Annotated in this window: 24 protein-coding genes and 1 pseudogene; 17 read left to right on the plus strand and 8 right to left on the minus strand. The window is 53.3% G+C overall.

Going from position 1 to position 21,654, the window contains the following annotated elements:
* Positions 1-298: 298 nt before the first annotated feature.
* Entirely contained in the window at positions 299-1,720 is a 1,422-nt protein-coding gene (locus JMJ04_RS45260; protein WP_201376917.1) for an IS110 family RNA-guided transposase, read from the plus strand.
* Between the two features lie 78 nt (positions 1,721-1,798).
* On the opposite strand, the gene JMJ04_RS45265 is transcribed toward JMJ04_RS45260, so the two are convergent.
* Positions 1,799-2,329: a response regulator transcription factor gene (locus JMJ04_RS45265; RefSeq protein ID WP_268887454.1), complete on the minus strand. Its 531-nt coding sequence runs from the start codon at positions 2,327-2,329 to the stop codon at positions 1,799-1,801.
* Positions 2,330-2,884: 555 nt separating this feature from the next.
* Between JMJ04_RS45265 and JMJ04_RS47830 the strand changes: the two genes are divergently transcribed.
* The 6 genes from JMJ04_RS47830 (at position 2,885) to JMJ04_RS45290 (ending at position 8,232) form a co-directional block, all read left to right on the plus strand.
* Positions 2,885-3,175, plus strand: coding sequence for a hypothetical protein (locus tag JMJ04_RS47830; protein ID WP_236039181.1), 291 nt, complete (start codon positions 2,885-2,887; stop codon positions 3,173-3,175).
* Positions 3,176-3,195: 20 nt separating this feature from the next.
* Entirely contained in the window at positions 3,196-6,081 is a 2,886-nt protein-coding gene (locus JMJ04_RS45270; protein ID WP_236039182.1) for a winged helix-turn-helix domain-containing protein, read from the plus strand.
* Positions 6,082-6,274: 193 nt separating this feature from the next.
* Positions 6,275-6,490, plus strand: coding sequence for a hypothetical protein (locus JMJ04_RS45275; RefSeq protein WP_201376919.1), 216 nt, complete (start codon positions 6,275-6,277; stop codon positions 6,488-6,490).
* Positions 6,491-6,555: 65 nt separating this feature from the next.
* Complete coding sequence (locus JMJ04_RS45280) at positions 6,556-6,927, plus strand: VOC family protein (protein ID WP_236039183.1); 372 nt, start codon at positions 6,556-6,558, stop codon at positions 6,925-6,927.
* 200 nt (positions 6,928-7,127) lie between these two features.
* Positions 7,128-7,580: a pyridoxamine 5'-phosphate oxidase family protein gene (locus JMJ04_RS45285; RefSeq protein ID WP_201376921.1), complete on the plus strand. Its 453-nt coding sequence runs from the start codon at positions 7,128-7,130 to the stop codon at positions 7,578-7,580.
* Between the two features lie 166 nt (positions 7,581-7,746).
* Complete coding sequence (locus JMJ04_RS45290) at positions 7,747-8,232, plus strand: iron chaperone (RefSeq protein WP_201376922.1); 486 nt, start codon at positions 7,747-7,749, stop codon at positions 8,230-8,232.
* 867 nt (positions 8,233-9,099) lie between these two features.
* On the opposite strand, the gene JMJ04_RS45295 is transcribed toward JMJ04_RS45290, so the two are convergent.
* Positions 9,100-9,309, minus strand: a complete 210-nt coding sequence (locus JMJ04_RS45295) for a hypothetical protein (protein ID WP_201376923.1) — start codon at positions 9,307-9,309, stop codon at positions 9,100-9,102.
* Between the two features lie 45 nt (positions 9,310-9,354).
* A complete protein-coding gene (locus tag JMJ04_RS45300) occupies positions 9,355-10,167 on the minus strand; it encodes a DUF817 domain-containing protein (RefSeq protein WP_201376924.1) in 813 nt (270 codons plus the stop codon).
* A gap of 285 nt (positions 10,168-10,452) precedes the next feature.
* Between JMJ04_RS45300 and JMJ04_RS45305 the strand changes: the two genes are divergently transcribed.
* A complete protein-coding gene (locus tag JMJ04_RS45305) occupies positions 10,453-10,653 on the plus strand; it encodes an IS3 family transposase (protein ID WP_201376925.1) in 201 nt (66 codons plus the stop codon).
* Between the two features lie 220 nt (positions 10,654-10,873).
* Positions 10,874-11,200 carry a GYD domain-containing protein gene (locus tag JMJ04_RS45310; protein WP_201376926.1) on the plus strand — a complete coding sequence of 109 codons (327 nt, stop codon included), beginning with the start codon at positions 10,874-10,876 and terminating at the stop codon, positions 11,198-11,200.
* Between the two features lie 272 nt (positions 11,201-11,472).
* On the opposite strand, the gene JMJ04_RS45315 is transcribed toward JMJ04_RS45310, so the two are convergent.
* Both JMJ04_RS45315 and JMJ04_RS45320 read right to left on the minus strand, forming a co-directional pair.
* Positions 11,473-11,637, minus strand: a complete 165-nt coding sequence (locus JMJ04_RS45315) for a hypothetical protein (protein WP_201376927.1) — start codon at positions 11,635-11,637, stop codon at positions 11,473-11,475.
* Positions 11,638-11,741: 104 nt separating this feature from the next.
* Positions 11,742-11,948, minus strand: a complete 207-nt coding sequence (locus JMJ04_RS45320) for a hypothetical protein (protein ID WP_201376928.1) — start codon at positions 11,946-11,948, stop codon at positions 11,742-11,744.
* Positions 11,949-12,079: 131 nt separating this feature from the next.
* Here JMJ04_RS45320 and JMJ04_RS45325 point away from each other — a divergent pair, with 131 nt between their 5' ends.
* The 8 genes and pseudogenes from JMJ04_RS45325 (at position 12,080) to JMJ04_RS45360 (ending at position 17,898) form a co-directional block, all read left to right on the plus strand.
* Positions 12,080-12,685, plus strand: coding sequence for an aminotransferase class I/II-fold pyridoxal phosphate-dependent enzyme (locus JMJ04_RS45325; protein ID WP_201376929.1), 606 nt, complete (start codon positions 12,080-12,082; stop codon positions 12,683-12,685).
* Complete coding sequence (locus tag JMJ04_RS45330) at positions 12,682-13,629, plus strand: NADP-dependent oxidoreductase (RefSeq protein WP_201376930.1); 948 nt, start codon at positions 12,682-12,684, stop codon at positions 13,627-13,629. Before JMJ04_RS45325 ends, JMJ04_RS45330 begins: the two co-directional genes overlap by 4 nt.
* A 433-nt stretch (positions 13,630-14,062) precedes the next feature.
* Positions 14,063-14,947, plus strand: coding sequence for an NmrA family NAD(P)-binding protein (locus tag JMJ04_RS45335; RefSeq protein ID WP_201376931.1), 885 nt, complete (start codon positions 14,063-14,065; stop codon positions 14,945-14,947).
* Positions 14,948-15,401: 454 nt separating this feature from the next.
* Positions 15,402-15,497, plus strand: a pseudogene (locus tag JMJ04_RS45340) (IS5-like element ISMra2 family transposase); the annotation flags it as partial.
* Between the two features lie 225 nt (positions 15,498-15,722).
* Complete coding sequence (locus tag JMJ04_RS45345) at positions 15,723-15,947, plus strand: KOW motif-containing protein (protein ID WP_201376932.1); 225 nt, start codon at positions 15,723-15,725, stop codon at positions 15,945-15,947.
* Between the two features lie 5 nt (positions 15,948-15,952).
* Positions 15,953-16,348 carry a cupredoxin domain-containing protein gene (locus JMJ04_RS45350; protein WP_201376933.1) on the plus strand — a complete coding sequence of 132 codons (396 nt, stop codon included), beginning with the start codon at positions 15,953-15,955 and terminating at the stop codon, positions 16,346-16,348.
* Between the two features lie 133 nt (positions 16,349-16,481).
* A complete protein-coding gene (locus JMJ04_RS45355; protein ID WP_201376934.1) occupies positions 16,482-17,123 on the plus strand; it encodes a hypothetical protein in 642 nt (213 codons plus the stop codon).
* Positions 17,124-17,205: 82 nt separating this feature from the next.
* Entirely contained in the window at positions 17,206-17,898 is a 693-nt protein-coding gene (locus tag JMJ04_RS45360; RefSeq protein ID WP_201376935.1) for a TMEM175 family protein, read from the plus strand.
* Between the two features lie 357 nt (positions 17,899-18,255).
* On the opposite strand, the gene JMJ04_RS45365 is transcribed toward JMJ04_RS45360, so the two are convergent.
* The 3 genes from JMJ04_RS45365 to JMJ04_RS45375 all read right to left on the minus strand — a co-directional run bounded on the left by JMJ04_RS45365 (position 18,256) and on the right by JMJ04_RS45375 (position 21,575).
* Complete coding sequence (locus JMJ04_RS45365) at positions 18,256-19,095, minus strand: SDR family NAD(P)-dependent oxidoreductase (RefSeq protein WP_201376936.1); 840 nt, start codon at positions 19,093-19,095, stop codon at positions 18,256-18,258.
* 365 nt (positions 19,096-19,460) lie between these two features.
* Entirely contained in the window at positions 19,461-20,591 is a 1,131-nt protein-coding gene (locus JMJ04_RS45370; RefSeq protein WP_201376937.1) for a Kelch repeat-containing protein, read from the minus strand.
* Between the two features lie 33 nt (positions 20,592-20,624).
* Positions 20,625-21,575: a hypothetical protein gene (locus tag JMJ04_RS45375; protein ID WP_201376938.1), complete on the minus strand. Its 951-nt coding sequence runs from the start codon at positions 21,573-21,575 to the stop codon at positions 20,625-20,627.
* Positions 21,576-21,654: the final 79 nt, after the last annotated feature.

Genomic DNA, 21,654 nt, shown 5'->3' on the forward strand with positions numbered 1-21,654 from the left:
CTGCTCACTTGGTAGGTCATTTCATACAATATTTGATGATAAGCTATCGCTACCTGTTTGTTGATTGTTTTCCATATTTCAGGTACTCTTGCAAATGGAGAGGCACTGAGGAGTAGCTCCCCTCAGAAGAGGACTCGGAGAACCTTCAGGTCATTTTGAGGCACAACCTTTCGGTGGTAATTGGGGGGCGTGCGCGAAATCCTTCATACGCATTTGAAGGCCAGTACAACTTTTCGTATGTAACTGGGCAGGCCACGTCCACGGGTCTTTGCCTCTCTACCCACCAGGAGATATGACAATGACCAGCAGCAAACAGAGACGCGAAGTCCAGGGCCAGCCCACTCTCTCGAATGAGGCCCTTTACATTGGTATTGATATCGGCAAATTCAAGCATGTTGCTGGCTTCCTCTCGAAAACACTTTTAGAACGCCATAAACATTTTGATCATTGTCCTGCCTTCACCTTTGAGCAATCGCGAGAAGGGTTCCGGGCTTTTGTAGAGCGTATCCAAGCCTATTGTCCTCTTGAGCAGTGTTTCATTCTCATGGAACAAACGGGCCATTATCATCAATCGCTCCTCCAGTATTTGTTAGAGCTGGATCTTCCGGTTTTTGTTATCCATATTCAACGCCGTCAGGAGGGCATGGTCAAAACCGATAAACGCGATGCGTTAGGGTTAGCAAACCAGCTCTACACCCAACTTGAACTCGGTGCACAGGTTGCCAACACGCTTCAGGCAATTCGTCGGGCACTTCCTCCCTCTGAGGCCGCAGCCCAACTCAAAGGATTGGTGCGCCACCGCTATGAACTGGTGAACGAAGCCACTCAGCGGAAAAACAAGCTGACAGCCATTTGTGACGAACTTTTTCCCGAATTCACCCAAGTCTTTAAAGACCCGAATGCTGCTCTTGCCTTAGATCTGCGTGAGCATTTTCCTACGCCAAGCGCTATAGCTGCCGCGACTTCAGTAGAACTTCGAACAGTGCGAAGGAGAAATCATCCCTCCGAAGCCCAGTTCGTACAGATCCAGCAGCTCGCCAGGCAGAGTATTGGAACGAAAGACACCGCCCGACAAGACAGCCTGATTGTCGAACAAACCTTGTTGATTCAAGAACTTCGACTCCTTCAAAACCATCTGGAGCAACTTGAAGAGAAAATCGGCCAGATCGTTGAGAAAAGTCGCGAGGGTCAGATTCTGACCTCCATCCCTCCCATTGGTCCGCTCTTTGCAGCGTCGATCATCGCGACTATCGGCTCTATTGGCAATTTTGAAGATGCAGCTCATCTCAAATCCTATTTTGGCTGGGCACCAATCAGAACGCAAACAGGTGTGTCTTTTGATCGCACTCGCCTCACAAGGGCGGGATCACGTGAGATGAAGAAAGTGATGTTCCTTGTGGCCTGGAAAGCGATCCAGATGGACACCGAATGGGCAAAGCTCTACAAGCGTTTGGTTCCTCGACTCTGTTTCTATGATGAGAGGATGCAAGCCTACAAAGGAAAAGGGAAGGCTTTGGGCCATATCATTGGCCGCTTAATTACACTGATCTTTGCGCTCCTCAAGAAGGATTACGAACTCCTCAACAAGCTTTCGCCTGGCGCGGAACCTCCTCCACTGACCCTTTATGACCCTGAACTGCATCACCGTCACCGGACAGGGCACTATTCCCCACTCCGCAAGGAAGGTCCAAAGAATCGGATTGTTCAGCACTCCTCGTGAAGATGGTTATCTCTGTTACGTAGGTATTGAGCACGTTAGAGCGTTTTTCGGGTATTTGCTCCTCACTTCTCATACGCATTACCACCAGACGCGTGACATGATCATATCGCGAGAAAGCGCCTGCCTGGGGTTCATCAGAAAAAATTCGAGAAGATCAAATTCACGCGGCGTTAAATCGATGGGCTGATCATGAAATGTTACCTGGTGCGTTCCCCGGTTCAGGGTGATACCTTGAAAAGTCAGAATATCGGCGATATTGTTGCCGCGCCTCCGGAGCACTGCGCGCGTTCTTGCCATGAGTTCGCGAAAGGCAAATGGTTTGGTGAGATAATCGTCGGCCCCTGTATCTAGCCCGGTTACACGATCGTCTATCTCGTCCCTGGCCGTAAGCATAATGATCGGCAGGTCGCGGCTGCGACGTAGCCGGCGCGTGACCTCCAGCCCGTCATAGCCTGGCAGCATAAGGTCTAAAATAACCACATCGGGCTGCTGCTCCTGCGCAACCTGGGTTGCATCAGGCCCATTTGTGGCGAGAAATACCTGAAATCCTTCATAGGAGAAACACATCTGGAGAAGGTCTTTAACCTGAGGCTCATCATCGACGATCAAGACACTGGGCTATCTGGTTTTATCGAGGGCACTGTCTCTGATAGTTTCTGGCATCTGATTTATAAATCCTTGTTATAAATGTATCCACTACTATTAGTCATAGCGTATCTCTGCGTCATCAAGAAAAGCACATGAAAATGTAAGCATTTTGTAAGTTCAGTTAAGTTCAGTGATGAATGGGAACGTAGACTAATGACGCCATTGGACTGCGTTCCCATTCATCTCCGGGTAAGAGCTTTTTCAGCAAATTTTCTGCCAGTTTTCTTGCATTTTCAACAAGGCGTGGCAAGATGGGGTGGAAATAAGATCAGAAGAGGAAAGTAAAGGGTTGCGGACAGTTGCAGCCGTTGTTGATCTTTCGTATACTTCTGGTATCAAGGTCAACGCATTATTGGCTCGTCAACGGATCGTCTCGCGGTGTCAGAGAAGTGGGCAGATCGGGTCGCCACGCCGAGAGAGATGCTCCTTGCCGGTGAGCCTCCTCTTTGGTATACTTCCTGGTGTTGGGAGGAATGGAAGGGTCGTTGGGAACAATGCAGACACAAGGAAGGTTCGATGTCCAGAGCACCTCTTCACGCCCTGATCTGGTCTAAAGAGCAGCGCTTCTATGAGTTGTACGCCCAGGGCCAGTTTGAGCAACGTTTTCAACCAGCGGAGGAAGCCGCCTGGCTGACCTGGCTCCACGGGGTGTCCTCCTTTGCCTTCCATGGCGCAAGAGGCTCTCTCAATGTCTACCAGGAGCAGAGGCCACGTGGGGAGCGTATTGGTATGCCTACCAGACCAAAGAGGGCCGCACCCGCAAGCGCTATCTCGGACGGACGGAGACCCTCAGGCTCTCGCGGCTAGAGGAGACGGCACAGACGCTCTTGCACACGCAGCAGCCCGCGACCACGACCGAGCAGGGGATGATGCTGCTCTCCAGCCGACTTGCTCCGCCGCGACTGCCGAACGCCCTGGTGGAGCGCGAACGCTTGCTGACCGCCCTCGATGAGGCGCTTTCGACACCGCTGACCTTGCTCTCAGCCTCAGCGGGCTGGGGCAAAACCACGCTGCTCTCGGTGTGGGCGCACCGGCAAAAGATGCAGGTGGCCTGGCTGGAGCTTTCCGAACTGGACAACAGCCCGACACGCTTCTGGGTCGCGCTGATCGCGGCCCTGCGCCGCTGCCCTGATCTTCCAGCGAACGTTGGGGAAAACGTGGTGGCACAGTTGCAATCGCCCCAGCCACCGCCGCTCTCCTCCTGTCTTACCGTGCTTCTCCATGAGCTGGAAAGAGAGCCGCCGCATCCTGCTCCCATCGTCCTCATTGTGGACGATTATCAGGTGATCGAAGAGTCGGTCATTCACCAGGGTATGGCCTTCTTACTGGAGCATCTGCCCGCTCATCTGCATCTGATCCTCTCCAGCCGCGTGGACCCAGACCTGCCCCTTGCGCGTCTACGAGCCCACGGGCAGTTGACCGAGATTCGTGCAGACGAACTGCGCTTCCAGGAGGGCGAAGCGAGTCAGTTTTTGCACAAGATGCTCTCCCCGCCGCTCTCGGAAGAAGAGTTGCAGCTGCTGGTGAGCCGGACGGAAGGCTGGATCGCTGGTCTACACCTGGTCGCGCTCACTATGCAGAAGCGTGAGGATCGCACAGCATACATTGAGACATTGACCGGTAGCCAGCGGTATCTGCTGGACTACGTGCAGGAGGACATCCTGGCACGTCTGTCCCCCGATACGCGCGATTTTTTACTCCATATCGCCATCCTCTCGCGCCTGGACGCTGCTGTGTGCCAGGCCGTCACCGCAGCACCGACGAAGGCGGCCAGTCAGCACATGCTCGTGTTGCTGGAGCGAGCGAACCTCTTCCTGGTGCCGCTTGATGAGGAGCGGCGCACCTATCGGCTGCATGATCTCTTTCGCGAAGCTCTGCTGGCAACGTTGCACACCACTCAACCAGAGTTGGAGCCGGTCTTGCACCACCGGGTTGCCCGCTTTTATGAGGCACAGGAGCAGTGGGCCGAGGCCATTACCCATGCGCTTGCCGGAGCTGACTTCTCCACGGCAGCGCGGCTGATGGAGCAGACCGTCGAGCAGTTCTGGCTCCGTGGGGAAGCAGCGACGATGGCGCGCTGGGTGTTGGCGCTGCCTGAGCAGACAGTGCGTGAGCACACTCCCCTGCTGCTCACGATCGCTCTCTACCTGCTCCACACTGTCGGGCAAACGACCGAGGTGCAGCGGGCCAGGGTCCATCAGCAGGTGCGGCAGATCATGGCGCGGGTCGAGAGCATCTTGCAGCGATCCGTGGCTGGAACCGCCCACCTGACTGCTACCACAGGCACCGGCGCTGGCACCGTCTCTCTCCCCGAGGAAGCCAGGCTTTACCGGCGTTTACGCCTGTTACGTGCGGGCATGGGCGGGCATGAGGCGATAGCAGCCTTAGACTTTGAGCGCTTGAACGCCCTTCATCAGGAGATGCAGGAGCTTGACCAGGACGAGGAGGTTATCTGGCACATCCTCCCGCTTGCTTTCAACTTCATCCTCCACTATAGGGTCTGGGGAGAGGGAGCGAGGCTGGTGCCGCAACTGCTCTCTGCCAAAGAGCAGGTAAGCCTGTCGGGAAGCCTCTTTGCGAACGCCAGAGTGAGGCAATGGTTGGCATTGGCAGCCGTGGAGGCAGGGCAGCTACGCCTGGCCTATCAGGAGAGTTTGGCTGCCCTCGAGCTGATCGAGCAGATGGCAGGCTATGCCCTGCTCAAAGGCTACTTTCAGACCGCGCAGGTCGAGGTGTTGTATCAGTGGAATCGGTTGGAAGAGGCGCGGGGCAGGCTGCAAACGATCATTCAGGATGCCGCCACCTGGCAGCAGAGTGATTTGCTCACGATGGGATACATAGCCTTGATGAAGGTCGAACTGGCAAGTGGAGACCTGTCTGCGGTAGAGCTGTCGCTGCACGAGTTTGAGCTGTTAGAAGAACATCGAGGATATGGCGGCAATTGGCGCTGGCTGCCGGTGATACGAGCGCGTTGGTGGCTGGCACAGGGGCAGGTGAGAGAGGCATCCGCCTGGACAACGGGCCTCATCTTTCCGGAAGCGGCATGGGAAGCCAGCTTGTATGACGCGTTCCCGGTCGTGATGCGGGTGTATTTTGCAGAGCTTCGTTGGACAGAGGCGCTGGAGCTGCTGGAGCGCTTTAGCGGGAATCTAGGTCGTTCGGCCAACAGCAGGATCACCTTCACATATCTGGCCCAGTACATGGTGGCGCTGCACCATGCAGGCCAGAACGAGCAAGCCCACGAGGTCGCGGCGCGCCTGTTTGCCTTGACCGAACCAGAGGGCTACCTGCGCGTGTACCTGGATGAAGGCGAACCGATGCGCCAGGCACTTGAGGCGTTCCTTTTCCCACATTCCCATCAGCACGATCTGGCCGCTTCTACGATGGCCTACATCTCACAGCTGCTGGCCGCGATCGCCCAGGAGCAGCCTGGCGCAAACAGATCTCTGGTGGCGACACCCGCGCTCGCGCCTGGACCCTCCTCAGCCCAGCAGGAGTCCGTTAGTCCATCCGCGCCGGGTGTTTCCCTTACGCAGCGTGAGCAGGATGTCTTGCGCCTGCTGGGCACAGGAGCCTCGAATCAGGACATCGCCCGGACCCTGGTGATCGAGCTCCCCACCGTCAAAAAGCACGTCAGCAATCTGCTCGGTAAACTGGGAGCCACCAGCCGAACCCAGGCGGTTGCCCTGGCGCGGGCTCGCTCCCTGCTCTAACGAGATTCCTCCCAACAGGTGGTCTTTCTCCTCAGGCAACTAATCCCTTTGGCATCCTTTTGGCGACTGTGGAATGCCTCGCGTTCTGCTATTCTTTGTGAAGACGCGGGGAGGCGATCCTGGTGATCTTACTGGTTCGCTTTTCCGAGCACGGCGCGAAGGCCGTGAAACGCGCAGAATGCGGAGGAGGCAGATGTTCTACACGATACGGATCCAAGGACACCTGGACCCGTCCTGGCAAGACCGCTTTGGCGGGCTCTGCATCGAACAGCAGGAGACCGGGACAACGCGGCTCTCGGGGACGTTGCCCGATCAGGCCGCGCTGCATGGAGTGCTCCTACAGATTGTCCGTCTTGGTCTGACGCTGCTCTCACTTGAAACGAGCGAGAGCAAGAAGAATGATGCTTGAGCATGTATGCTCAATTCAAGTTAGGAAATCACTGTTTTACAACAATTGAAAGGTTGTTTATGACAATGGCTGATGAAAAAATCCTGATGGTGATGATGGCAGTCACCGATATGGCGAAGGCCAAAGCGTTCTACGCGGAGCAATTGGGCTGGTCTGTCACCCAAGACTACGGACAAGGCGATTACCACTGGGTCTCGCTTTCGCTCCCAGGAGGAGGTGCCTCTTTGACGCTGTCGACGATGCATGAGCACATGAAACCTGGTACGATGAATCTCTATCTCTCGACTTCAAATATTGAAGCGGCGTACAACGAACTCAAAGCAAAGGACGTCAAGGTCAACGAAGTGAAGGATGACCTGTATGGCCCGGGGTCTGGCGTCAAGTGGTTTGACCTCCGTGATCCCGATGGCAACCGGTGGCTGGTGGTTCAATCCTAGTCGCCTCCGCGATCGCGCTGCGCGATCCTCATTGCCATGATCGCGGTGACCAACCGTGGGAGCCGGCAGCCGCTCCCACCAGACAGGGAGCAGGTCAGAACTGCTCAAACGCGTGCCGCCGGGCACATCGGCGCGAAACTGGATCAGACGAGGCGTCGCGCCGATTGACTCTAAGTGAAGCAGAAACATCAGGAGAACATATGAAACAGTGCTGGCAAGATTTTGCGCTCGCTGAACCAGAACTCTCTGCCTTTGGCGAAGCTCGATTGAAAAGTGGTCCATCCTATCTGGCAACCGTTCGTGCTGACGGAATGCCCCGAGTTCATCCTGTGACGCCAATTATAGGCGAGGGGCATCTTTTCTTGTTTATGGAGCCAACCTCTCCGAAAGGGCATGATTTACAACGTGGTTCTGGCTATTCGTTGCATTGTTGGGTAAGTAGCAATGATGGGGGCGAAGGAGAGTTTTGGCTGGTAGGACATGCTCTTTTCACTGATAGTCCCGCCATGCGGGAGCTTGCTACTACATATGGGTACCAGCCACAGGATCATTACATTTTATTCGAGTTGACTGTAGAAAGCGCGTTTTCAACGATATACTCTGATACCGGTGAGCCAATACGGAAAAGATGGAAGAGCCAGCAAGGCTCTTGAGTAGAAACGGGCCGATGCCTCCAGGGCACTCAATCTGAGAGAGCATACGTGAAGAAATCCCGCCCGTGGCTTCATTGCCACATGAGGCGACACATGACGAGAATAGCATAAGTCCGCAGTCGAACTGCGGTGAGGTTTTAACCTAAGTAAAGGTGAGGAGATTTTTATGAGCCAGTCTGAAAAGAAAGTTACACAGGAATCCGCCAAGAGCGCCGAATCGATCAACAAGAAGTCCAAGGGATTCTCAGACGAGGAACGAGACGCGATGAAGGAGCGTGCTAAAGAGCGGAAGGCGGAAGAGCGCGCTACCAAGAACAGGGAGGAAGGGGAAAGCGACGTGCTCGCGAAGATCGCCGAGATGTCGGAACCGGATCGCGCTATGGCCACGCGGTTCCATGAGATCATCAAAGCGAGCGCGCCAGTCCTCTCGCCGAAAACCTGGTATGGGATGCCTGGGTATGCTAAGGACGGCAAACTCGTCTGCTTCTTCCAACCCGCGCAAAAGTTCAAAACCAGGTACGCGACGATCGGCTTCAACGATAGCGCGAACCTCGACGAAGGCTCCCTGTGGCCGGTCTACTTCGCGCTGAAGGAACTGAATGCTGAAGTAGAGGCGAAAATCATTGCGCTTATGAAGAAAGCGGTGGGCTAAGGACTGAACTCGCCATTGGCGTAAATGTGGACATGACGCTGTCGATTTTCGGGTAAGTATCCTCGCGATTGCATTGCTCCTCTTTTGGCCTCTTCAGGCGATTTCTCAGCAACTGGCCAAGAAAAAGGTTCTCCCATCAGCAGAGGAATTCCCCAAAAATCGACAGCGTCATGTCCACGTTTCCATTCTTGTGTCGTTGGTGCCCGCTCCTTTGCGTCTGATGACACGTTATGTGCGCGCCGTGTCGCGCTTGATGAGATCCCCAGTGCAACCGGGAAAAACTTAGAGGGAGGTTCTTGGAGCACCTAATCACCTGAAATCGAAAGATGGAGAGGAAAAGAGCCTGTTATGGAAAGCGGTGGTCAGCGGAAGGCATGTAAGCTGAGGTGCCGCAAGCTCCGCGTGCTATGGCTAGAGCTGGATTGCCCAAAGCCCAATCTCCAGAGGTGTAGGTGTCCTCCCATCGATACCATGTCTGAAATCGATGCTCTCTTACACCTGGGTTTCTACATAAGAACTGGGTAACCTTTACAAGAGTGGCGATGATCAACGAGATCGTTGAAGGGGATAAGTGAGTGGCCTACAGTGCGCTCGAGACGTACAGTCAGGATGAAACACGGGATCGCCTACCTGCCGAGAGGCACTGGGAACGGGTAGCGGCGTGAACATCCTCCTGCGTGAGATTGGCTTTGATCAGCTTCTATCTTACCTCACGAGAGTTTCATGCCTGGTTCTTTTCCCCAAAATGTATAAATCGCCATGTCCCTGCGGGACACCACCACCGATGAAATGGCTCATCTCAGAGAAAGTCAAGCCAAGTTGGAAATGGGAATATTGTCCACGGATGGCGGGCAAACTGCCTACTTCCTATGCAACAGGAATTGTCTCTGCCTCCAATTTTCGAGCCAGCGTGCGCTGGGGAACATCGATTTCTTTCGCTCGCCCTCCTGCGGTTTCGTGGAAAAGGATGAGGGGTCTGATCGCTTCATACCATTCCTGCTCAGGCCACAACGTCCACTGCTTGATCTGTGCCCATTCGTCGGTGCGTTCGCGGCGATTACGTTTCGGTCCAGGCATCTGCCCTTGCCTTTCCTCAACAATGAAGGACGTTCGAATGCCACTTCAATCAGAGGTACATCTCGTTGCGGACCCGTAGGCTCTTGCATTTCGCACGCGTTTCTGTTTGCCCTTTCTCCCTCCTTTGAGTTGTGTCACAATCAAGATGCTTATGATAACAAGCAGGAACCACGAGCTAATCTTCTCAGGCGAGACAATACGCCATATCTGTACCTGGTCAGGATAAGCCCATGCTCCGAAGAAGGTTGCAATGTTCTCCGCAATCCAGATAAAAAAGCCTATCAAAAAAAATGCTGCGATGAGCGGCATGCGATAGGACTGGTCATCGACTGAATAGAGAACGCCTGTCCGCCAGAAAACGCACGCTAGGAGAACAACTAGCGGCCAGCGCAGGTCAGGAATGAAGTGGTGCGTAAAAAAGTTCAGGTAGATCAGCACTCCCAATGGAACGATCCAGTATGGCGATGGCCAGCGCACCATCTCCAGATGCAGACGATGCCAAGCCTGACAGATATAGCTTGCAACACTGGCATACATAAAGCCGCTATAGAGTGGAACACCGCCCACCTTTGTCCATGCGTCCTCTGGATATGCCCACGAACCCATATGAACTTTGTAGAGTTCCAGGAGGAGTCCCACGAGGTGAAAGACGGCAATCACTTTGATCTCGTCTTTCGTCTCCAACCCACTACGGTACATGATCCATTGCGTTCCTAGACAAACGCCCAAGAGAATATCATAACGATGTGGCAACACAAAGTGTTTTGAGAGCGCCAGTGAGAGGAAGATGACAGCAGGAAACATACATGAGAGCGCTTCTTGTATAGTGAAGTGAAAAATAAAATGTACGATTTTCAATGGATGCTATCTCCTTTATTTTTTGCTACACGATGATGAGGATGTGATGCATGACTCTGTTGAGAACCGCAGGCAGAGCTAAAAGAAGTGTAGAGCTCACGCGGAGAAAACGCGAGTTGTTAGACACCAGATCAACGGTACTCGTGTGAAAGAGATGCAATAGTATTGCAACACCCGAGACCTTCTAGACTGTACTCAGGTGATTGGTTGAAGTGTCGTTACTGTTCTCTATGATCTATAGATGACTCTACGTCCTTGAAATCATGAAAGAGATAGCTATGAAGCGTGACATGCTCTTTAAGTTTCTTTAAGACATTAAAAATGGAGGAAGTGTATCTCAAAGAGTACGAGTCGTTTGCCAATACAGAAACCAATTTAGGGGAATTCATCGAGCAGGTGTACAATACCAAGCGCTTGCATTCTAGCTTGGGGTATCTTCCGCCTGCTGAGTTTGAGGCAGCCTATGCCTCTGTGGCCGGAAGTTGACTTCCTCGTGTGTCCGGCAAAAGGGGCTCACTCCACCTTCTTCTTGTGTCTCTCGTTCTGGGTATCAGATAGAGGCTCCTCGCACATCACAAAAGATCTTTGCCGTCCTTGGGTTAGTTGAGAGCACTCCCTATACTGAAAGTGCAGAGGTCCTTCTTTCTTGTTGGTTTCCTTTGCCATTTATTCATGAGATCCTGTTAAAAAGAAGGGAAAACTTCTTATGACAATATATATGGTGCAATTTACGTACACCTCTGAAGCCTGGGCTGCCATGATCAAGAAGCCGCAAGACCGCACCATCCCTAGTAGAGATTTAGTGCAGAAGTTAGGTGGAAAGTTGCTTGGTTTGTACTACTCCTTGGGGAAGTACGATGGCATGGCGCTCTTTGAGATCCCTGATGACATTTCGGCTTCGGCAGTGGGCCTCGCCGTCAAGGCTTCAGGAGATATGAAGGTGAACGAGATCACCAGGCTTTTTACCATGGATGAGGCCCTGGAGGCAATGCGTAAAGCTGGAAGTAACCCATTCTCAGGCCCAACGAAATAAGAGCATATTATGCCTACATCAGTTTGTACGGAGAACGTTGCTCCCCCCTGGGAAGAGCGGTACCACCACATCCATCGGAGCATCTGATCTGCATCCTCCAGGAACCAGGAGTTGTCTGCTTTCTCGCGTCCCTCACCTCAATCTCATACTCCTGGCTGACAGGATCAAGGCGGCCGCGCAACACATAGGGACCGTTCTCAATCCATTTCGCGAGATTGCTTGCCCAACATCAAACCGACAGGGGCACATGCTCCAGCGAGGCTTCCCCTTCTTCAGCAGAATTCGTTCGAGACGCAGCCTATGCTCGGTAGGTCTTCATCTACCTCGTAGTCCACCTCTGGATCACTTCCCTGAGTGGACGAGGAAACGTTCGACGCTTCAGGTACCAGGCGACGACGATACTGCTCATATTCCCCCGTTTCCAGAACCCGCTCCAAATGACTATACGCAAATCCTCATGTTGCCATCGCCCCGAGGTATAAACTCCACAATAGCCGACCAGGTGTCCGGACCAGGTCAGGAGTCTGTCGAAAAATCCTGTTTATGCAGTTCGTATTCTTCGCCTTTCATATTGCCAGCGCAAGTCGTTTGCCACAAGCGCCTGAATAGCATCTTCGTACGTCTGATCCGTACCAGGAATGAACGCATAAGAGCCACAGATCATTTGTTCTTGCTGTAGATAGCGTATCGCTTGCCTATCCGGCTCATCCTGCTGCCCCTCCCGATTGTCAAACCACATCGCTTTCATGTTGTGAAACCTCCTGAGTATGTGCTACACCTATGGTTTGTGAGGGAAGCATATTCTAGAAAGAGGGCCTCTTCCAGGGTCATTTTTGTAGGGAGTATGGATCCATATTGGGAAAGGTAGCTTCTTTCGTCATGGCGAAGAGACGCCACCGCGTACCGCAAATTGCGGCAGATATTGCACTTAATCGGGCGTTAAGCAAGCCGTTGCATCGACAGTTGTATGATCGATTGTGCCGCGCTATTCTGAATAGACAATTGCCCCCTGGTCAACGCCTGCCATCGACGCGGGATCTGGCCAACGAATTGAGGATTTCGCGCAACACGGCTAGCAATGCCTATGAGCAACTTTGTGCGGAAGGATATATTGAGCGCAGGGTCGGTCATGGAACCTGGGTTGCATGCGAGCTCCCCGAGCCCTTTTTCTTCACCCATGAGTCCCGGCAGGAAAGCGCGTCTCTGCTACGCGAGGCCATCGCCTCTCATGTGAGTATTTCTAGAGGCGTGCATTGCCAGGCCGAGCAAGTTCTTATCGTTCCAGGCGCGCAAACGGCGTTAGATATGGCTGCACGTATCCTCCTCAACCCAGGGGAGCTTGCCTGGATTGAAGATCCGGGATATCCAGGAACGCAACAAGCCCTACGCAATGCTGGCGCACATCATGTGTGGGTCCTGCTGGAGAGATCAGCCTGGGAATACTCTAGAAGAATGAGGAAGAACAAGGAGACATGTAAGAGATGAAAGCTATTCACCTATATGGTCAGAGTGGACCCGATCAATGTGTGTTCGAAGATGCCCCGCAACCTCAGCCAGGAGTAGGAGAAGTCCTGATTCGTGTCTATGCGACAAGTGTGATGTGGCAGGAACCGACCTGGTCGGAAACCTGGAAAACGCCGGCTGGTATCGAACGTCAGCATCCTATACCAGGTCATGATGTTTCTGGTGAGGTCGTTGAAGTAGGACCCGACGTCACCGGTGTGGCTGTAGGAGAAGCCGTCTATGCGCTCACCGAATTTTGGCGGGATGGCGCGGCTGCGGAGTACACTGTTGCGCGTGCGACTGATGTGGCGCCCAAGCCACGAACCCTTGGGCACATCCAGGCAGCCGGAGTCCCCCTGGTTGGACTGACAGCATGGCAAGCGCTTTTTGAGCACGCAGGGCTTACCAGTGGGCAATCGCTTCTCATTCATGGTGCCGCTGGTGGCGTGGGAAGCATGGCGGTTCAAATGGCAAAGTGGGCTGGTGCCACGGTGGTCGCGACAGCCTCTGCACGCAATCATGCATTCCTACGCACGTTGGGAGCCGATGAGATTATTGATTATACCACCACGCGTTTCGAGGATGTGGTGCGTGATGTTGATCTGGTGCTTGATACCGTAGGCGGTGAGACAGTAGCTCGCTCCTGGCGCGTCGTAAAGAAGGGCGGACTGCTCCTGAGTGTGTTTAGCCCCCCATCCCAGGAGCAGGCTGCCGCCTTTGGCGTGCGTGCGTTCTTCTTTGTCGTCAAGCCCAATCGAGAACAGCTCATACACATCGGGAACCTGATAGATGCAGGTCAGCTCCGGCCAATCACCGAGCGAGTATTCCCGCTCTCAGAGACATCACAGGCGTTTGAGCAGGCCCTACAAGGGCACACGCGCGGAAAAATCATTTTGCGCGTAGAGGACGAGGAAGGAAGGGGATGACCTATGATGCTTGTGACAAGCACGACGAGTGCTGTTGGGAATACCGTCCTGAAAGAAATCCTGGCTCGGAAGATTCCAGCAAATGATACCATGAAATTTGCAAAAATGACTCTTGAAGGGGCTCTCTTTCTAGAGTATGCTTCCTGCGAAGGTCAGCGCTAGTGCAAGTTCCAGAGACCTGTAGTGCAATAGAGCCAGGGTTCCTGTGTCAACGAAGATGAGGGACACTCTCTCTTACACATTAGATCTTCTGAGATTGTATTAGTACTTTGTCAAAGTTAATTGGAAAGTTGGGGAGTGCAGAGGGGCGTCAGCCCCTCTGCACTCCCCTTGCCGCCGTAGGCGGCGTGAAAACTTTCGGATGAAGATTGACAGAGCACTAGGTATTTCTCATACGGGAAACAGAGGGTTCACAACCTTGGAGGTGGTTTTCATGATTGTCGTCACCGCACCTACAGGCCAGTTCGGCCATCAAGTTCTGAACAACCTGCTCAATAGTAACGAGCCGATCCGCGTGATCGTACGCGATCCCTCTCGCCTTCCCGCGCACACACGTGAGCGCGTCGAGGTCGTGCAAGGATCGCATGGCGACCTCGACGTCGTCAGCCGGGCGTTCGCAGGTGCAGACTCTGTATTCTGGGTGGTACCCCCGGACCCCCACGCCGCGAGCGTCGAGGCCGCCTACGTGAACTTCAGCAGGCCAGCGTGCGAGGCCTTCAAGAGTCAGAGGGTTAAGCGAGTGGTTGGGATCTCGGCCCTCGGTCGCGGCACGGCGGTGGAAAAAAACTCCGGGCTGGTGGCGGGGCTGCTGGCCAAGGACGACCTGATCGCAAGCACGGGGGTCAGTTACCGGGCACTGACGATAGCCTCCTACATGGATAATCTGCTCCGTCAGATCAGGTCGATCAAGAGCCAGGATATGTTCTTCGACATGATATCCGGGGAGCGCAAGGTCCCAACCTGCGCCACCCGCGACATCGCCTCGGTCGCCACCAGACTGCTACTCGATCACTCCTGGAGTGGACAGGGCAGCGTCCCGGTGCTTGGCCCTGAGGACCTGTCCTTCAACGACATGGCGCAGATCATGTCGGAGGTGCTAGGCAGGCCAGTGCGCTACCAGCAGATCTCCGGCGAGGCCCTGAAGGCCAATCTGACCGGATCCGGGATGTCCGACGCTATGGCGCAGGGCATGGTCGATATGATGGTGGCCAAGGACAACGGTATCGACAACGCTGAGCCGCGCACCCCCGAGTCCACCGCCCCTACCAGCTTTCGCCAGTGGTGTGAGGAAGTGCTCAAGCCAACCGTCTTGGCCTGAGCACCACGGCGACGGAACAGGCGATTATTCTAGGGCTGATGTGCGAAATTAAGAAGCTGCTGCCTGTCGATGCGTTGATGGCGATCTTGAGGATGTTGAAACCTCAAGCATCTTTTTGCTATGGATGTGCTCCACACTCTGGCAGCGGCGTGCGCGGAAGAAGCATGTGATCTCTGCATTCGTTTGGCTTTGGATCCAGAAGAGCACCTCTGGTTACGCGAAATACTGGTAGGTGATTTCCCGAGTTGGAAAGAGCGAGTTTCTGATAAATTACTGCTCACGCTGATGACTGATCCAATACCGGCGGTTTGTACTGCGGTCATGGAGGTGTGGTGCTACCGGTCCTCGCAGATCATTCCTCTTCATCTGATTTTGCCCTATTTGCGTCATGAGGGGAAACATGTACGCGAAACAGCGATTAAAACGTTGATGGCCGCCAAGCAACATGTTCCCATTGAGCAAGTTTCGGCGCGTGGCCACTCGCTACGAGAAGCGTGCGCTCAATTTCCTGGCTATGGTCACGCTTGCCTGTATTCTGCTTTGGTTATGATTTGCAAACAGGCCCGAGTTCATTTAACTGAACACGATTTCATAGACTCGTTTGATGCGTTCGCCTTTCTCCGTACGCCTTTTTTTTCTGGTAATAACGTGTTGCATCTGTGATAGCAGGAAAATACAAATGATACATGTGGAGCAAGTGTTGCGCTCTTTCCTTTAGAGAGAAAGAGATTTCTCACCTTGAAGCATGAGCGATGAACAAAGGAGTTGACCTATTATGAGTCATGAGCACTTCGCTAAAGAAGGAAAGCGAATACGGGTCACGAGTTACGGTCCGTTCCGGGGATTGAAAGGAACGATTGTGCGCGTTAACATTATTGATGGCGAAGAAGATGACCCGTTTTTTGGTTTTTACCTGATTGCTCTGGACTCGCTACGGGAACCAATGTGGTTTGAGCACAACGAGATCGAATTCATAGATGCTCTTTTAGAATTAAGATAAAGCATATGTTGAGAAAATCAGGCGTCATCCTGGCCCTATGGAGCGTTATCGTCCTTCTCCTAGCAGCCTGTGGCACTGCGAGCAATGCGAATCCTGCTTCTCACGCTACAGAGAACACCGTTCATATGAGCAGTATGCAGTTTGTCCAGTCGTCCATCACTATTAAAAAGGGAGAAAGTGTCACATTGGTTGCTGATACGATAACGACGCACATTATCGCTAATGGAACCTGGGAGCAGGGTAAGGCACATCCAGGCGCCGAGCCGGGTGCATCGCAGATCAAGGATTTGCAAGTTGCAGGCAATAGTCCGCAGACGATTGGTCCTTTCACTACGGCAGGAACGTTCAAGCTCTATTGTACGATCCATTCTGGTATGAACCTGACTGTCCAGGTAGTGTAGGAGTACCGAACCGTCAAGCAGGGATGAATGAAATACATACCATCTCTTCCTAAATAAACAAAAAGGTACAAAAGATGAGAGCGCACCAGCCATACATTTTCAGGCGCATGGTGGGCTAGTAAAGGTGAAAGCAATGAATACAACGACTCATCCTCGTATTGAAACTCGACCACTACTAGAAGAATCTGTAAAGCCGCAATCTGACAGACAGTCTCCAGAACGCGTAATTCCGATCGCGAATCTGGCGTTGGTCGGCCTGCAACTGATCGTTGGCTATGCCTGGTTGCTAGCTGGTGTCGATAAGATCCTGCTGGGAACCTTCCCTGATCAGCTCAGTGAGCTTCTTCACACCACTACCAGCAGCGGGCGCTTGCCAGGCCTCTTCGTGGCTCTGCTGCAGGGACTGGTTGTGCCTAACGCTGCACTCTTCGGCTTCCTCATCGAATGGAGTGAGGCACTCGCCGGTCTGGGACTCATTACCGCTGGTCTGGTAACGTTGCTGCGCCCGTTTGCCAAGCGTGCTCTCAGAGGAAGAAGTGCGATCCTGTTCGCCTATGGCGGTCGGCTGCTGGTGATCCTGGGGCTGCTTGCCGCTATCGGTGCAGGACTGCTCGGTCTAAGCTACTTCATGCTGGATGGTATGCCTGCTCCCTGGTTCACTCCCGGTGTCGCCTACGGTGGTGCAATGGACACCGGACTCTTCCTTGCCGCTGCAAGCGTCGTTATCATTGCAGGCCAGCTCAAGCAGGGCGACAAAACCAAGCATAGAGCGTGAGCAGAGGCCAGTACAGGACACAGATGCTCCCATTACCCCAAGATGTGCGGCAACGTACTTGGCATATCTGCAAGGAGAGAGAATGAGCCGTGAACAGCGAGCAGGGGCCGTCGAAAAAGAGACCGGTCGCCTCGAATCCTTCAGCGATGGCGTCTTTGCCGTCGCCATTACGTTGCTGGTGTTCAATTTGCAGGTGCCACACCTGCCGGGAGCGATCTCCATGCCCGTGTTGGGCAGCGCACTGCTTGCACAGTGGCCATCTTACCTCACGTTCATGACGAGTTTTGCCACGATCTTGATCATGTGGGCAAGCCATCATGGCCTTTTCAAATTGGTGTACAAGACCGACACCCCCTTTCTGTTCGCCAATGGCTTGCTACTGTTGTTAGTCACCGTGGTGCCCTTTCCCACCTCTCTGGTGACCCAGTACCTCATCACGCCCGCGGCATCTCTAGCGTGTGCTGTCTATGCTGGGGTCTTTGTTGTGATCAATGTGGCCTACAACCTGCTCTGGTGGGCAGCCACGCATCAGCGCCGTCTGCTGCACCCAGCCGTGACTTCCCGCCAGGTAAAGAGGCTCACACGCAACCAACTGCTGGGATTGCCGCTCTACCTGCTGGCGACCCTGCTGGCCTTCTGGAATCCCTATGTAAGTCTGGGCTTGTGCAGTTGCCTGTGGATCTTCTGGGCCTTCACCTACTATATACACAGCCCGAGTCCACATCGTCTTGCCCTCTTGCAAGACGAGCAGACGGCTCCTGAAAGCGAGGCGTGAGACCGAAGAGCCTGCTGTGCGCTTTCACGCTGCTGCTCTTGTGTGAAGGTGCGTTGCTGCGTTGGTGGCATCGTGCGTGATGGCACTCATGTGTTGGTGCGTTCGTGGTCGGGGTGGCTTGTGGATCAGGCTCGGGCAGGTGCGGCAGGATACTTGCATCCGCCGATTGCTGCCCGGCTTTGTGGCGCCGGTGGAACAAGGGGTCCCGACTTTTTTTACCGGTGTTTTCCCCGCTCAGCGGAATGGGGAAGCGGCGTGAAGCCGCTTCCCCTGATTCAGGTCAATTTTCCACCCTTCGGTTTAAAATCTGCTCACCCTTGAGTGAATTTACCACGAGACGTTCACAGAGGAAAAGAATTATTGACGCAAGCGTAAGGTATAGAGATCTTGCTGCTGAATGGCTTCGGCCTGTCTGACAAGCTCCTGGATATCATTGTAGACGTTGAGAAAGCGGCCCGTGAGCAGGTCCGCTTTTCCGGATGCCAGGAAAACGACCAATTCACCAACTCGCTCCGCCGGGATCTCTGTCTCATCATAGATCGTACGGAATTCCGGCACCCACTTGTTTGCTTCCTCAGAGTTCACCAGATAGTCTGCCATGGCGGTCCGCACCGAACCTGGATGGAGGGCGAAGATAGAGATGTCGTATGGCCTGGCCGAGATGGCTGCGCTCTCTGTGAGGCGTGTGACCGCCGCTTTGGAGCTTGTATAGGCAGTAGAGTGTGGACGTGGCAGATTACCGGCCCCGCTGGAGATATTGATGATTCTGCCCTGACGACGCTCGATCATACCTGGCATGATGGCGTGCATACATAGAAATGTGCTGAAGAGATTGCCTTCCACGTCCTTCAACCACTCATCGGGATCGACCAGCCACAGCGGTCCAAGAGCATAGTGACGCCCTGCGTTATTCACAAGGATATCCACCGGCCCCAGTTGCTGCACAACTTGCTCGGCCATCTGTACGACTGCCTGACGATCACTTACATCTCCAACAATCGCGATTGCCTCGCCCCCCATCTCCCGGATGAGCATGGTTGTTTCTGCCAATTGTTCTTCAGATCGTGCTACTATTGCAACTGAGGCACCTTCTGCGGCCAGGGCCAGCGCAATCGCTCGCCCAATCCCACGGCTGCCGCCAGTGACCACCGCTACCTGACCTATAAGAAGTTGTTTTTGATCATGCGTATTTACCAAAGATATATTCCTTCATTTAAACTTATTCAGACACCTCGCCTCAACCAGCCCTCAACATAAAAAGATAAGCACCAGTCTATTACGACTTGGCACCATTGTCAAACAGTTTTCCCAGCCATTACATCCAACGTCAGCCAGTGAAGAAATTGAAAGCAACAAGAAAAACGAATTGTACGTGCGGGTCTTGCAACCGCTTTTCCCTCCTTACTCGAAAAATTGACAAGAAAGCGATTCGTAGAGATTCGTGGCAAATTGGATGTCTATCAGGAAGAAATCACCGCCCTGCTCTTTCTATTGACGATAAGAAGATCAATGCGGAGGCGATTATGCCTCCGCATTGATCTAAGCTCTAGAGCTCTCAAAACTTACACTGTAGGGGATTGCCATGTTTTGCCGTTCCACCGCCATAAGCTATCATTGAATGTACTCATAGTGATGGAAGTGCCAAAGGCATAGACGGTTTTCTGCTCCGCACTATAGAACAGGTACATCTTTTGTTCTGGAAGATGTTGTATTGACTGTTGAGTCCAGGTTCTTCCATTCCAGGCCCAGGAAACCTGGATTTTCTGTTTGTCAGAATTTTCACCTCCCGCCAGCGTCAGGATCACCTGCTGAGAAGCCTCATCCAGGACCATAGCGCTGGGAGAGGAGTAGGCTCCATATAAGGTCCCATCGTTGGTGAAACGCACCTCGGGAGAGGTGACGGGATGCTGTTGGGTCCACGTCGTGCCATCCCAGGTCCACGTATCGTTCAAGAGGGGAATAGGTGCGCCCATGTCATCTCCCCCGAAAAGCACCACCGTGCGCATGGCAGCATCATAGGCCATGCTTGCATTCAAACGGGCTGAAGGAGAAGTCGCGGGATGCTGTTGGGTCCAGGCCTGCCCATCCCAGGTCCATGTATCGTTCAAGGGAGATTTTGTATCCGTTCCATACCCCCCAAAGAGGACAAGCTGTCTAATCGCTGCATCATACACCAGGGTGGCATCCCTACGTGGTGGTGGGGCGATGCTAGGATGCATCTGGGTCCAGGTGCGGCCATCCCAGGTCCACGTATCGGTCGTAGCTGAACCGAAGATGGGAGAGCCGCCGAAGAGCACGACGAGACCCGTGGCATCATTATAGGCCATACTGGCCCCAAGAATGGGTCCTGGCGAGGTCGCGGGATGCTGTTGCGTCCAGGCTTGCCCATCCCAGGTCCACGTATCCTGTAAATAGCCATTGAAGCTCTTACCACCGAAGAGCACAAGCGTATTGTGCTGCCTATCATAGGCAAATTGCGGCACAGCTCTTGAGCCTGGTCCAGTTTTATCGTCAATAAAAGCCGGGGCGATGTGCGCATCAGGATTCGGCGTCGCGCTTGCCTGTGGTGTCGCTTTAATCTGTGAAACTGCTGCTGGATGCTCTCCACAGGCTGTCAAAAGCAGGACGAGGCCGAGAATACAGAGGCCTGCCATGAGTTGCAGCCAGGTAGACGACCGCGTGCCTTTGCTCATAGGGTAAATCTCTTCTTTCACCAGAAACCTTTGTTACCAGACGATGCCACCATTGCCGTTATCATAGACCATCCCACTCCAAAGCTGATCAATAGTAATGGTGTAAACGCCTGTACCCTGTGTATTGCAAGACTTCTGCCCGCAGGTCTCAGAGTAGGTCATGGTGTTATTGTTGAAATCGTACCCAAGGATGGTGATAAAATGGCTTGTTCCAGGCGAGTTGATCCAATCCGGCAGGACATTGTCATTGACAGAAACAATGAGCGGCTTCTTGCTCAAGGCAATATCTTGCTGCACGTCATTCTTAAAGCTCGCCTTGGTCAAGCTATTTACGCCAACCACTGCGTAGAAATAGTTGAAATAGTTGGAGCTATGGCCCGAGGCTTCCCAGTTTAAAACATCCCTGACATCATCGAAGGTAGCGTAAGCATTTGGATAGCTCTGGTAACTCATCTCACCAGCTGAAGTAAAAGCTGAGGGATAGCTCTGCGTCGCAATATACTGGACATAGGAAGTGTAATTGGTATCATCCCATGTTGTCGTGGTGTAAGGATCACGGTATGTATGCGCCCCCTTTTTGAGATTGACGCCCCAGTACCCCAGCGTGGCTGTTGAGGCGCCTGGTCCACACTCATTCCAGAAATATTTATCTGTATAGCCGCGCCCAGCCGAATCGGTACCGGTATAAGCAGGCTCACTGACATATTGTGCCGGAGAATAGCTCAGGTGAGCCTGTGAAGGCAGTACAACGTGTGGTTTCCACTGATTTTTTTGCTGCAAGAAGGTGGAATTCTGTTTCTGGTGCCCCTTTCCTCCAGTAAATAATTGACCCGGTTGTATACCTTGACCAGGGCCAGTCGAGGCGGGTGCAAGCGAGCTTGCATGGGCAACGGGAACTTGAAGGGAACACATCAACAGTAAAAATAGGGCAAACAGTGCCTGTTTACCGCGTCGAGCAAGGGAAAAAGGGGAATGGCTTTTCACAAAGAATCCTCTCTCTCTCATAAATACATGCAAATGTAACAATGTTAAATACAATCGTTCAGGTTCTTCTCTCCATTGA

The sequence above is a fragment of the Ktedonobacter robiniae genome, from assembly GCF_016587375.1.
GTDB classification, from domain to species: Bacteria; Chloroflexota; Ktedonobacteria; order Ktedonobacterales; family Ktedonobacteraceae; genus Ktedonobacter; species Ktedonobacter robiniae.